Source organism: Sorangium sp. So ce1335, assembly GCF_051521615.1.
Lineage (GTDB): Bacteria > Myxococcota_A > Polyangia > Polyangiales > Polyangiaceae > Sorangium.
In genome coordinates, this window is record NZ_CP150363.1 from 7,892,214 (window position 1) to 7,904,653 (window position 12,440).

The window sequence follows — 12,440 nt, forward strand, 5'->3', positions numbered from 1 at the left end:
CACCTCCATGACAGCGAACGAAGGCACCGGCGGGCGGCGGCTGATCCTCCTCTGGCCGCCGCGCCCGCCGGAGATGTGGCCCGCCGCGGAGCGCCGTCATAGACGCCCCTGGTGCCACAGGGAGAGCAGGTCCATCGACGTCGCGACAGCGACGTGGATCGCGCAGCCGCCCCAGATGGAGCCGCTCTTCAGGCTCACCGTGCCAAGGATGAACCCGGCGAGCACCGAGCCGAGGGTCTCGGGCAACGGCTTGCCGAAATGGATCATCGTGTACGGCACCATCATGACGAAGATGGAGGCGTGGCCGAGCGCGCGGCGGAGCCCGTGGAGGAAGAAGCCGCGGTAGAAGAACTCCAGCGCGACGAACTGCGCGGCATAGAGGGCCTCCCACCCCCAGAACCACGGCCACAGCGCCTCGCCGCGCGCGAGCTTGTAATAAGGATACTTCGCCTGGAAGGCCGGCGAGAGCGAGGCGATGTAGAGCACGGGCGCCATGACGGCGAAGAAGAGGGCATAAACGGACATGTGCCGCGCCGTCCCGCGGACGCGCAGGCCGAGGCTCCGGATGGGGTCGCGCAGCACGAGGCGCGCGACGAGCAGGGTCGGGACCAGATAGCCGGTGACGCGGGCGACCGCCCAGACGATGCGCTGGTGAAAGCGGCGGTCCGGCGAGGTGTTCAGCGCGTCGTGGAGCCGCGCCGCGAGGTCGTCGAGGCCCACGGCGCGAAGGCCCTGGACCATCCACCGCGTGTCGTTCTCATTGCCCGCGAAGCGGACGAAGATGAGGACGCCGATCACGGTGAGAAACACGCTCACGAGGCGGCGGCTGACCTCTCCCGGCGGCGTGGTGCTCCGGTAGAGCGCGGCCTCGGCGTCGAGCCGGTCGCGCAGGTCGATCACGTATTCCTGCCAGATCCCGCGGAAAAAGCGTCCGAACACGCGCCGTGCTTAACACCGCGGGCGCTCGCCGCACAACGCGGAAGGCCGGCGCCCGTCCCGCCGTCGCCCCGGCCGGATCGCGCCGCTGCCCGTCGGCCGTCGGACAACAGAATTTCACGACCGTCGCGGTACGGCGAACGCGGGCGTACCGGCTCCGGGTATGCGTCTTGCAGCTATGCGAGCACCCGGAGAAGAAGACACGCCATGAAAATGATTCAGCAGCACATCGCGCACCATCAGACGCGCTTCAGCGACCACCCGTTCTTCGCCCGACTCGAGGCCGATCCGCCCCTCGCTCAGCTCGCGCCGTTCCCGCTCTGCCTGACGTTCTTCGTGATGACGTTCCAGGACATCCTGCGCGTCTGCGACGAGCGCGTGTCGGATCCGAAATACAAGCGCATCGTGCACCGCAATCGCCTGGAGAACGCCGGTCACGACCGCTGGTTCCTCGACGATCTGGCGGCGCTCGGCGTCGATCCCCCCACGCCGGCGCAGCTCTTCGGCCAGCCTCACCACGCCGCGCGCGACGCAAGCTTTGCGCTCGTCGCGCAGGCGTTCAGGGTGCGCCACGACGCGGGTCGGCTCACGCTGCTGCTGACGCTCGATTCGGCGGGGCACGTCTTCTTCGAGCGCGTCGCGCGCTACCTGGAGCGCATCGGCGAGCGGCGCTGCCTTCGCTACTTCTCCCGGGAGCACCTCGATATGGAGAAGGCGCACGGCGTCTTCGGGGAGGACACCAGCGCTCGCCTCGAGTCCGTCGTCCTCGACCCGGAGGCGCGGGCGGAGGCGCTGCAGCTCGTCGACCGGTGCCACAGCGAGCTCGACGGGATGTTCGACGCGCTCGAGGCGCAGATCGCCGAGGCCGCGGCGCGCGCCGGGGTCCCGCCGCCGGCGATGGGCGCCGGCGCCCAGAGCGTGAGGACGCACGCCCTGCGCCCGTTCGCACGGCGCGCGGCGCGGGACGACGGCCACCGCCCGTGACCGAGGCGCTCCTCGATCGCTCGTCCCGGAGGGCTCGCTTCCTGGCCCAGGCTCGGAGGGGAGGAATTTGAACCACAGAGGCACAGAGGGCACAGAGGAGAGAGATGTAGATCTCTGCCCCTGTGCCCTTTGCGAGGATGCCTGAAGGGCGCGCGGCCCCTCGGCGCCGTCACTGGTCGCTGGTGGGATTGACGATGATCTCGACGCGCCGGTTGTTGGCGCGGCCCTCGGGGGTCTTGTTGTCCGCCACCGGGCGGTCGGGGCCGTGGCCGACGGTCGCGATCTTGTCGGCGGGGAGCCCGACGCTGATGAGGTGGGTCTTCACGGCGTCGGCGCGGTCGAGCGAGAGCTTGCGGTTCGCCTGGGCGGAGCCGGTCGAGTCGGTGTGCCCCTCGATCCGCAGCGGCGGCGACCCCTGGTCCTTGAGCGTCGTCGCGACCTGGTTGAGCTTCTCCTTGGCGATCGGCAGGAGCTCGGACTTGCCGGAGGCGAAGAGCACCGCGCCGGAGAGCGTGATGACGACGCCGCGCTTCTCCTCCTTCACCGCGGCGATCTCCTTCAGGCTCGCGAGCGCCGCGTTCGCGACGCGCTCGGCCTCCCGCCGCGCCGCCTCGGCCTCCTGGCGGGCCTTCTCGGCCTGGGTGCGCGCGCTCTCGGCCTGGAGCCGCGCGCTCTCGGCCTGGGCGCGCGCCTGCCGCTCGCGCTCGATCTGCTGCTGGTTGCTCTGCAGCGCGTCCTTCGCGGTGGCGAGCTGCTGCTGCGAGAGCTCCTTGAAATTCTGCTCGGCCGCGGTCTTGTCGCGCTGCGCCTGCTCGAGCGCCGCCGCCGCCTCCGCCTCCCGCGCCTTGCGGTCGGCGATGTAGGCGAGGTCGCGCGTCTGCTGCGACTCGGGCTCCTCGTTGAACGCGCCCTCGGCGCGGGAGAGCGCCTGCTTCGCCGTGTCGAGCTGGGCGGGCGCGAGGCTCGAGGCCGGGCCCTGGGCCGCGCGCTTGTAGCTCGTGCGGGCGTCGACGAGCTCCTTCGGCGGCATCGCCGCGCTGCACCCGGACGCCGCGTAGAGCGCGGCGCACAGCGCGAGGGACCGGCCGGGCAAGGACAGGATCTTCACTCCAGAAGCCATCACCTTTACCTCTCGCTTCACTTGAACCCCGCCTGCTTCAGCTGCTCGACCTGCTTCAGCGCCTCCTGCGCCTGGACCTGCGTGGCGCGCGCCTTCGCGATCGCCAGCGCGAGCTCGGCGTCGGCCTCGGCGCGCTCGAGCAGGGGCAGGGCGGCCTCGTTCTCGCCCTCCTGCATGAGCTGCTTGGCCTTGTCGAGCTGCTCGTTCGCGAGCTTCAGGTGGAGGGCGGCCTGGGGGTCGGTCTCGGCGCCCACCTCGTCCGCCGCGCGGATGGCGGCCTGGGACGCGGCGAGCTGATCGTTCGGCGGGGGCACGCTGCCGCCGCACGCGACAAGGGCAAGACCGAGCAATGCAGCGAGCACCGCGGCCGGGCTCGCAAGACGGCAACTGCTGGCTGGCTTGAGGTTCGAGCTTCGGTTCACCCGGACCTTGTACAACACCCGAGGTCGGCGAGAAATCAGGAAACCCCTGCCTTTCAAGGCCATTGTCCCCGGAGCGCGCGGGCCCGCTCGCTCGCGGCGCGGAGCCGCCGCGGGGCGGCGCAGCGGCCCGGCCACCCCGGACCTCTGGCGGGCGGGGCTAGTCGACGCGCATCGAGCTCGCGCGGACGATGCGGATCCGCGCGTCGCGCGCGTCGGGCTGGTTGACAGCGCGCGCGAACTCGGGCGCCGCGGGCGAGGCCACCTCGACGACGGACGCGGTGCTGCCGATCCGGATCGCGCCGATCTGCCGGCTCGACACGCCGCCGCGGCGGCACACGAGCGCGAGCAGGCGCCGGGGATCCGCGCCGTGGCGCTCCCCCCAGTTGACCTGGAAGGGCACGAACGGGAGGCGCGGGGCGTGCTCGCCGTCGCCGCGACGGGCCGCATCTCCGCGGCGCGCGACGTCGCCGCGAGGACCGGCGTCGGCGCGGCGAGCGGCGTCGCCGCGAGGACCGGCGTCGGCGCGGCGAGCGGCGTCGCCGCGAGGACCGGCGTCGCCGCGAGGACCGGCGCCGCCGAAACGGACGGCATCCTCGCGACGGCCGGCGGGGCGATGCAGGGCGCCGCCGCGACGAGCGGCGTCGCCGCGGGGACCGGCGGCGCGATCGCGCGGCGGCTCGGACCGGGGCGGCGCGATCGCGGTGACGGGCTGCGGCGCGCAGGGGCCGGTGTGCTTCGCCCGCGCGAGGAGCGCCGCGACGAGCTCCGTCGGGGCCATGTCCGCGAGCAGGCGCGCGGCGAGCTGCATGAGCCGCGGCTCGGCCGCGAGGCCCGACCGCTCCCGCGCGCGGTCCGCGCCCGCATCCTCCCCACCCGCGCCGCCGGCGCGCACCTCGCCCGCTCCCTCACCGCCCGCGTCCCCGGCCTCGATCCGGCGCGCGGCGGCGAGATCGGCCGCGAGCCGCTCGTCGGCGGCGCGCAGCACGTCGTCGGGCGACGGGGCCGGCCGGAACGCGACCTCGACGCCCGCGCGCCGGAGCAGCCTCAGCGCGTGCTCGCGCGCGAACGGCGCGACGAGCAGCACGCTCGTCCCCTTGCGGCCCGCCCGCCCCGTGCGGCCGCTCCGGTGCGTGTAGATCTCGGGATCGCCCGGTGGATCGGCGTGGATGACGCGCCCGACCTCGGGCACGTCGATGCCGCGCGCGGCGACGTCGGTCGCGACGAGCGTCGTGATGGCGCCGGAGCGGAACGCGTCGAGCGTGCGCGTGCGCTCGCGCTGCTCGAGGTCGCCGCTCAGGGCGCCCGCGGGCAGGCCGAGCGCCGTGAGCTTGTCGGCGAGCTCCGCGGCGCCCTCGCGCGTGCGCACGAAGACGAGCGTGCGCTCGCCGGGCGCGAGGAGCAGCAGGTTCACGAGCGCCGCGTCGCGCTCGGCCGGGAGCACGAGGTGGGCGACGTGCGCGATGTCGCCGTTGGCCGCGCCGGGGCGCGTGCCCTCGACGCTCGCCGCGCCCCGCTGGAAGCGGTCGGCGAGCGCGCGGACCTCGCGCGAGAAGGTGGCCGAGACGAGGTGGGTCTGGCGCTCGACGGGCATCCGGCCCGCGATCGCCTCGAGCTCCTCGCGGAAGCCGAGGTCGAGCATCTGGTCCGCCTCGTCGAGCACGAGGGCGACGACGCCGCGCGGATCGAGCGTCCCGCGCTCCAGGTGGTCGAGGAGGCGGCCGGGCGTCCCGGCGATGACCAGCGGGTCGCGGCGCATCGAGCGCGCCTCCACGCCGAAGCTCGTGCCGCCGGTGACGCAGGCGACGCGCGCGCCGAGGGGCGCGAGGAGCCAGCCGAGCTCGCCGGCGATCTGCGCGGCGAGCTCGCGCGTCGGGGCGATGATCACGGCGGCGGGGGCCGCCGCGGTCCGCGGCGCGCCGTCGGGCGCGGCCGCGGCGGCGCGCTCGGCGACGGCGCGTTCGAGGCGGGGGGCGAGCGCGAGGCCGATGGCCACGGTCTTCCCCGAGCCGGTCTGCGACGAGATGCGGAGGTCCCGGCCGGCGAGCTCCGGCGCGAGGACGGCCTGTTGGACGGGGGTGAGGGAGGTGAAGCCGCGGCGGGCGAGCGCGCCCGCGAGCGGCGCGGGCAAGGCGTCGATCGGTGAGTCTGGATTCATGAAAGCCGCGCAACCTAGCAGAAGCTGGACGGCTGTCGCGGCCAATCACACCCGGCGCGGCGATGCCCCGGCGTTCCGGCGGTCCGGCGCTCGCGCCCGCCTCGGTGTCGGTCTCGGTGGCGTCCGCAGGCGCCCTCGCCGCCTCGGCGGCGACGGTCGTGGCCGGCCCGGATCGTCGGCGGGGTCGGGAGGGGGCGAAGGAGCGGTGCGGTCCGCGCGACCGCACCGCTCCACGTCAGCCGACGTCGTCAGCCCACGTCAGCCCACGTCAGCTCACGTCACTGGGCGCCCTGGGTGCCCTTCTCGTCGAGCCAGGACGCGACCCAGGCGAACGGACCGTTCCAGTTGATGGTGATCTCGTTGACCGACCACGCCTCGATGTCGTCGATATAGCACTTCTGAGGCGCGCACGCGGCGTCGATCTGCTCCATGGCGATCGGGTCCTGCCGTGCGGTGTTGGGCCCGCCGGAGACCGCTCCCGCCGGGGCGGCCGGGTAATCGTTGCTGAGCTGGGCAGCCCAGAAGCGATGGTGCGGGTTCTTGAGCGGGTTCTCGCCGTACCCGGACACATAGGACTTGTCCATCGCGTTGCGCCCGAGGATGTAGTCCGCGCCCGACACGACGCCGTCGAGGTACTTCTGCTCGCCGGTGAAGTCGTGCGCCAGCGCCAGGACGAGCATGTTGTTGAGCACGAACGAGTTGGAGCCCCAGGGATACCCGGTGTCGTCCGCCGTGAAGGGGAGCCGGTATCCCTCCGCGTCGATGGCCTCGAGGTACTTGTCGGCGATGGCGGTCAGCTTCGTCCGGGCCGCCTCGCGCTCCGCCGCCGAGTGCTGGGCGTCGACGACGGCGAGCGAGATGGCGCCCAGCCCGTCGACCTGCCCCCACGTCATGGCGCTGAAGGTGCCGGCCTCGCCGAGGAGCTTCTCGGTGTAGTCCGACTCCGCGAGCTCGGCCTGGTACTTCGCGTCGCCCGTCGTGATGAAGAGCTCGGCGGCCGCCCAGTAGAACTCGTCGCTCAGCTCGTTGTCGCCATAGGCGCCGCCGCCCACGACCGCGCTCTCGTCCGGGATGACGTCCGGGTTCGCCTGGGCGGCGTCCCACGCCCGCGTGGCGGCCTCGAGGCACTCCTGGGAGAACTCGGGGTCGAGCTCGCGCCAGATGCGCGCTGCCTGGGCCGCGGTGGCCGCCACGTTGAGCGTCGCCGCGGTGCTGACCGGGCGCAGATACCGCGGCTCCTCATCCTCGTGCGGCGCCAGCGGCAGGCCGGTCCAGCTCTCATCGTGCATCTTGTGGTGCACCATGCCCGCGTTCGCCTGGCCCTCCGGCACCTGCATCTTGAGGAAGAACTCGATCTCCCAGCGGGCCTCGTCGAGGAGGTCGGGGATCTCGTTCGAGCTCTCGGGGATCTTCAGCTTGCCGTCGCCGAAATCGCCCGCGGTGGAGCCGAGCGCGACGAGGCGCTCGTACTGGTTCAGCAGCGTCCACGCGGAGATACCGCCGTTCACCACGTACTTGCCGTGGTCGCCGGCGTCGTACCACCCGCCGGTGACGTCGAGCGTGTACGTGCACCCGATATCCGGAGCGCAGGGCGCCTGATCCGGCAGGTGCCCCGCCGGGCGCGCGTGGTCCGGGCCGACGTACTGCTCGAGGATCTCGATGCCGGAGCGGTTATGATAGAAGTACGCGAGCGCGTCGTACTTCATCTGGGAGTAGATGGTCGGGCTCACGTCGAACGCGTGGCTCGACACGTCGCCGACGCGCAGCGTGTACCCCTGGCCTTCCGTCACGAAGTCGGAGAAGTCGATGATGTGCACGTGCTCGCCGGAGCTCGCGTCGTTGCCAACGACCCGGGTCGCCCCGCGGGCCACCACCGTGCCGGCGGCGTCGACGAGCTGCCACTCGTGCGCCTTGTCCGACGCGGCGACGACGGTCGCGAACTTGGCGGCGTTCGGCAGGTAGCCGACCTGGTTGACGCGGATCTGCTCATCACCGGACGGCGGCACGGTCTCGACCGGCACCTCGCCGCCGCCGCCGCCCCCGCCGCCCTCGGCGACGCCGCCGCCGTCGCCGCCCGAGCCGCCCGTGCCGCTCGCCGCGCCCGACCCGCCGTTGCCGCCCGACGGATCGTCGTCACCGCAGCCGACCGCGGCGAGGCCGCCCACGAGCGCCAGAAGAAGCGACCCCCCCAGAGACAGCCACGAACGCTTCCAACCAGCCGACCTTGAAGCAGAAAGCATAATCAGCATCTCCAGCTAAAGTTGACAGTCCCGCAGCAGAGACGACGCGCACGGAACCGTATGACGGCGCAACAATCGATGGAGCGGGTGTCGTTGTCAAGCACAGACGCGCGTTCCGGGCGCGGCGAGATCTCGTGACTTCACCGTGTGGCGTATCACGCGTTGCAGCGTCATCGCGATCACGCGTCGCGGCGTCATGAAGGCGTCGTCCACGAGCAACTTGGGCATAATTATACAGAACCACCCGAACAGGCGGCCGCGGCCGCTGCGCTCGGCGCACCGGGCGCTTCACGGGTTTCTGTCCTATTTCTGCGTAGTTACGTGAGATCTCCGGCTGGCCGGAGCGGGCGGCCGAGCCCGCCGGGGGGCGGGCGGCGCGCCGGGATCAGTAGTGCCAGGGAAAGCGCTTGAAATCCGGACGGCGTTTGTCCAAGAATGCGTCTCGGCCCTCCTGCGCCTCGTCCGTGCCGTAGGCGAGCCGGGTCGCCTCGCCGGCGAAGAGCTGCTGTCCGACCAGCCCCTCGTCAGGCAGGTTGAAACCGTATTTCAGCATCCGCATCGCGGTGGGGCTCTTCGAGTTGATGATCGCGCCCCACCGCAGCGCCTCCTCCTCGAGCTCGGCGTGGGGGACGACGGCGTTGACCATGCCCATCGCCGCCGCCTGCTCTGCCGTGTAGTCGAGCCCGAGGAAGAAGATCTCCCGCGCCTTCTTCTGGCCGACCTGCCGCGCGAGCAGCGCCGAGCCATAACCGCTGTCGAAGCTCGCCACGTCCGGGTCCGTCTGCTTGAACATCGCGTGCTCGCGGCTCGCGAGGGTCATGTCGCAGACGACATGGAGGCTGTGGCCGCCGCCGGCCGCCCAGCCGGGCACGACGGCGATGACCACCTTGGGCATGAACCGGATGAGCCGCTGCACCTCGAGGATGTGGAGCCGGCCGAGCCGCGCCGGATCGGCCTGCCCCGCGCTCTCGCCCTCGTACTTGTAGCCGTCCTTGCCGCGGATGCGCTGATCTCCGCCGGAGCAGAACGCCCAGCCGCCGTCCTTGGGAGAAGGCCCGTTGCCGGTGATCAGCACACACCCCACGTCCGCGGTCGTGCGCGCGTGCTCGAGCGCCGTGTAGAGCTCATCGACGGTGCGGGGGCGGAACGCGTTGCGCACCTCGGGGCGGTTGAACGCAATGCGCACGGTGCCCTGATCCACGGCGCGGTGATAGGTGAGATCCTCGAACGAGAACCCGTCGACTTCACGCCAGCGCGCCGGGTCGAAAATCGCAGAGACGGTCATGGTCCACTCCTTGGGCGCGGACCCTACCCGCCTGCCAGTGGCCTGGCAACCGCGGTGACACCGACAGTGGACGCCGGCCACGGACGCGCACGCACCCTCGGCTCCGACCGCTCCTGCCGACAACCGCCGGGAGCCGCGGATGCCCTTGACATAAAAGTCGATCTCGTGGACAAGCAAGCTCCGACGCATCGGTGGGCCCCACCTCGCTTTGGCGGCGCGCGACCGCGCGCTCCTGCCGGACAGCGCGGCGGCGTCCGCCTGCATCGGGCAGGGGGCGACGGGGAAGCGAGCGGCCGCGGCGAGGAGCGCGCGCCGCGACCGCACAGGGGATGACATGGGCTTGAGGCAAGAAAAGCTTTTCCAGTTCTCGGCAGGACTCCTGGCCACCGCGGACGCGCGGGGCCACTTTCATGATCTGAACCCCGCCTGGGAGCGGACCCTGGGCTGGTCGCTCGACGAGCTCAGGAGCAAGCCGTTCATCGAGTTCGTCCACCCGGACGACCGAGAGGCGACGCTCACGGAGGCGGCCGGGCTCTTCCAGGGCCGCACGGTCGCCCGGTTCGACAACCGCTACCGGTGCAAGGACGGCTCGTACAGGTGGCTCGGCTGGGCGGCCGGCGTGGACATGGACGGTGCCCCCGAGCAGCGCCTCATCTACGCAACGGCGATCGACGTGACGAGCGACCGCGAGCGGGCGGAGGAGCTCGCGCGCGTGACGGAGCTCGCGACGGTGTACGAGAAGCTGTTCCGGGTCTCGGTGGGCCTGCTCGTGACCCTGGACGCAAACGGGTATTTCCGCCACGCAAACCCGGCCTGGGAGCAGACGCTCGGCTGGTCCCCCGAGGAGATGACCGCGAGGCCGTTCATCGAGTTCGTCCACCCCGACGACCGCGAGGCGACGGTCGCCGAGGCCACCGCCCTGTTCCAGGGCCGCACGACGATCCGGTTCGACAACCGGTACGCGTGCAAGGACGGCTCGTACAAGTGGCTCGCGTGGACGGCGCACATGGACGCGTCCGAGGATCCTTCGCGCCGCCTCGTCTACGGCACCGCGCACGACGTCACGTCCTACAAGGAGGTGCTCGGGCAGCTCGAGCGGACGCTCGCGCGGCTCCGCGACTCGATGCAGGCGATGTCGACGCCGCTCATCCCGATCACCGATCGCATCGTGGTCATGCCGCTGATCGGCCAGATGGACTCGGAGCGGATCGCACAGGTGATGTCGGTCGCGCTCGATGGAGTCCAGGCGACGCAGGTGCAGACAGTCATCCTCGACGTGACAGGGCTCAAGGAGATCGACACGCGCGTCGCCTCCGCGCTCGTCGACACGGCAAGGGCGCTGCAGCTCCTCGGCGCAAGGACGATCCTGACCGGCCTCCGGCCGGCGGTGGCGCAGACGCTGGTCGGGCTCGGGCTCGACCTCGGGGGCATCCTCACGAAGAGCACCCTCCAGAGCGCCATCTCCTTCGCGCTGCAAGGTGGCCAGAGCCCGGCCCAGCTCCGCCCCCTGTGACGACCGCCGGGGCATCGCGCTGAGCGGCGAAGCCCCCGCCCACCGCCCGCGCGCGGCCGGTGCACACGCCGACGCGGCCGGTGTATAAGGCACCATGGCAGGCGCTCGTATCGGCAAATGTCGCATGGTGCTCGGCAAGGGCTCGGCCGCGGGGGCCTGCTGCGCTGCCATGGTGTTGCTCACCGCCGCGACGGCCTGCTCGACGAAGGTGCGGAGGTTCGGCGACGACGGCTCGGCGGCGAGCGCCGGCGGCGGCGGCGCCGGCGGCGGCGGCTCGGCCTCGGGCGACGGCGGTGGCGGCGGCGGGCGCCGTTGCGATCCCGGCAGCCAGGAGGTCTGTTACGGCGGGCCCCCCGGGACGCTGAACCGCGGCGCCTGTCGCAGCGGCGTGAGGGTCTGCGACGAGGAAGGGAACGGGTACGGCCCGTGCACTGACCAGGTCCTGCCGACGCCCGATCGCTGCGACACCGCCGAGGACGAGGACTGCGACGGCGCGGCGAACAAGGGGTGCACGTACGCCCGTTGCGGGGACGTCCCCCGCGGCCTGCCGAGCGGCGTCCACACGCTCGATCTGGACGGGCCCGGCCCCGAGCCGGAGCTCGCCGCGATGTGCGATCTGGAGACCGACGGCGGGGGGTGGGCGCTCCTCTACAACAGCGTCGGGTCGGAGGCGGGAAAGACGCTGCGGTTCTGGAACATCCCCTACGCCGAGCGGCTCGGGACGAGGGGAGAGCCGGCGCTCGGTCAGAACTTCTACATGGGCTCCCTCTACGCGGTCGGTCGCGAGTACCGCGACGACGTCGAGGACCTCGAGGGCACCGTCAAGGAGGTCATGCGCGCGACGGCCGAGGGCATCGACCCGGAGACCATGAAGCTCCTCCGCCCCACGCACGCGGCAGGCAACGCCGACATCTTCGTTGCCCACTTCCTCTCGGGGTGGTCGTCGCACGACCACGACGGCGACCCGTACCCGCGGAACTGCGCGGCCGAGCACCAGAACGTGACGCAGCACTACGCGCAATGCTGGGAGTACAACCTCGGCGCGGACGCGGACGAGCCGTTCGACGACGGTGGCTGGGGCCCCCATCTCGCGACGCACATCGCCGAGCGGGTCGCGCTCGCCAGCGACGGTACCCCCCATACACGCGTGAGGCGAATCTCCCGCTGGACGCGGTGGTGAGGCGGCCCGTGGGCGTACCTCCGCGGATTTCGTGACACTTTCGGGAGGCCAAGCTATGCTCGCCCGGCCATGCGCTTTTATGCACTGATATTGCTCACGCTCCTCGCAGGCGTCGGCCTGGCGAGCTGCTGGAACAGCGGCGCCTGCGTGGAGGGAGAAGCGTGCGAGTGCTCCCACGGAGACGATTGTTACCTCGGCTGCGACGGTGACAGGTGCGATCAGCGTTGCTTCCAGATGGACCGCTGCGGCGCCGTCTGCGAGCACGAGTGCTCGTTCGAGTGCTTCGACGTCGACGAGTGCTCTGCCTCCTGCGGGGACGGCTGCGACCTCGAGTGCCATAACACCGCGGCGTGCGGGGCCATCTGCGAGCGCGACTGCCGGTACGAGTGCCACGACACGAGCCGGTGCGGCGTCGTCGTGGGCTCGAGCAGCGTGGTGACCTGCCGGAACGTGGGGACCTGCGAGGTCGAGTGTCGGGGCTCCTGCCAGGTGTTCTGCGAGAACGTGGGCGGCGAGTGCCGCGTCACGTGCCCCGACGACGAGGCGGCCGTCATGTGCCCCAACGGCTCGCGCGCGTGCGGCGCATGCTGATGGAGACCGAGATC

General features: G+C 71.8%; 10 protein-coding genes. 4 read left to right on the forward strand and 6 right to left on the reverse strand.

Features of this window, described 5'->3' with window-relative positions; translation table 11 throughout:
• Nucleotides 1-96: 96 nt before the first annotated feature.
• Nucleotides 97-939, reverse strand: coding sequence for a CPBP family glutamic-type intramembrane protease (locus tag WMF24_RS29055; protein ID WP_437730663.1), 843 nt, complete (start codon nucleotides 937-939; stop codon nucleotides 97-99).
• A gap of 204 nt (nucleotides 940-1,143) precedes the next feature.
• Between WMF24_RS29055 and WMF24_RS29060 the strand changes: the two genes are divergently transcribed.
• The gene (locus WMF24_RS29060; RefSeq protein ID WP_437730664.1) at nucleotides 1,144-1,920 is read left to right on the forward strand and encodes a hypothetical protein; all 777 of its coding nucleotides are present in this window, start codon (nucleotides 1,144-1,146) and stop codon (nucleotides 1,918-1,920) included.
• A 169-nt stretch (nucleotides 1,921-2,089) separates the two neighbouring features.
• Here WMF24_RS29060 and WMF24_RS29065 read toward each other — a convergent pair whose 3' ends face one another.
• From WMF24_RS29065 to WMF24_RS29085, 5 genes are all read right to left on the reverse strand, one after another.
• Nucleotides 2,090-3,040, reverse strand: coding sequence for an OmpA family protein (locus WMF24_RS29065; protein ID WP_437730665.1), 951 nt, complete (start codon nucleotides 3,038-3,040; stop codon nucleotides 2,090-2,092).
• 17 nt (nucleotides 3,041-3,057) lie between these two features.
• The gene (locus WMF24_RS29070; RefSeq protein WP_437730666.1) at nucleotides 3,058-3,462 is read right to left on the reverse strand and encodes a DUF4398 domain-containing protein; all 405 of its coding nucleotides are present in this window, start codon (nucleotides 3,460-3,462) and stop codon (nucleotides 3,058-3,060) included.
• 157 nt (nucleotides 3,463-3,619) lie between these two features.
• Nucleotides 3,620-5,617 (reverse strand): DEAD/DEAH box helicase, encoded by a 1,998-nt coding sequence (locus WMF24_RS29075; protein ID WP_437730667.1) that lies wholly within the window; start codon nucleotides 5,615-5,617, stop codon nucleotides 3,620-3,622.
• A gap of 278 nt (nucleotides 5,618-5,895) precedes the next feature.
• Complete coding sequence (locus WMF24_RS29080) at nucleotides 5,896-7,782, reverse strand: glycoside hydrolase family 9 protein (protein WP_437730668.1); 1,887 nt, start codon at nucleotides 7,780-7,782, stop codon at nucleotides 5,896-5,898.
• A gap of 460 nt (nucleotides 7,783-8,242) precedes the next feature.
• A complete protein-coding gene (locus WMF24_RS29085; protein WP_437730669.1) occupies nucleotides 8,243-9,142 on the reverse strand; it encodes a 1,4-dihydroxy-2-naphthoyl-CoA synthase in 900 nt (299 codons plus the stop codon).
• A 334-nt stretch (nucleotides 9,143-9,476) separates the two neighbouring features.
• Here WMF24_RS29085 and WMF24_RS29090 point away from each other — a divergent pair, with 334 nt between their 5' ends.
• The 3 genes from WMF24_RS29090 to WMF24_RS29100 all read left to right on the forward strand — a co-directional run bounded on the left by WMF24_RS29090 (nucleotide 9,477) and on the right by WMF24_RS29100 (nucleotide 12,426).
• Nucleotides 9,477-10,655, forward strand: coding sequence for a PAS domain S-box protein (locus WMF24_RS29090; RefSeq protein ID WP_437730670.1), 1,179 nt, complete (start codon nucleotides 9,477-9,479; stop codon nucleotides 10,653-10,655).
• Nucleotides 10,656-10,749: 94 nt separating this feature from the next.
• Nucleotides 10,750-11,835 (forward strand): fibrinogen-like YCDxxxxGGGW domain-containing protein, encoded by a 1,086-nt coding sequence (locus tag WMF24_RS29095; RefSeq protein ID WP_437730671.1) that lies wholly within the window; start codon nucleotides 10,750-10,752, stop codon nucleotides 11,833-11,835.
• A 69-nt stretch (nucleotides 11,836-11,904) separates the two neighbouring features.
• The gene (locus tag WMF24_RS29100; protein WP_437730672.1) at nucleotides 11,905-12,426 is read left to right on the forward strand and encodes a hypothetical protein; all 522 of its coding nucleotides are present in this window, start codon (nucleotides 11,905-11,907) and stop codon (nucleotides 12,424-12,426) included.
• Nucleotides 12,427-12,440 lie beyond the last annotated feature (14 nt).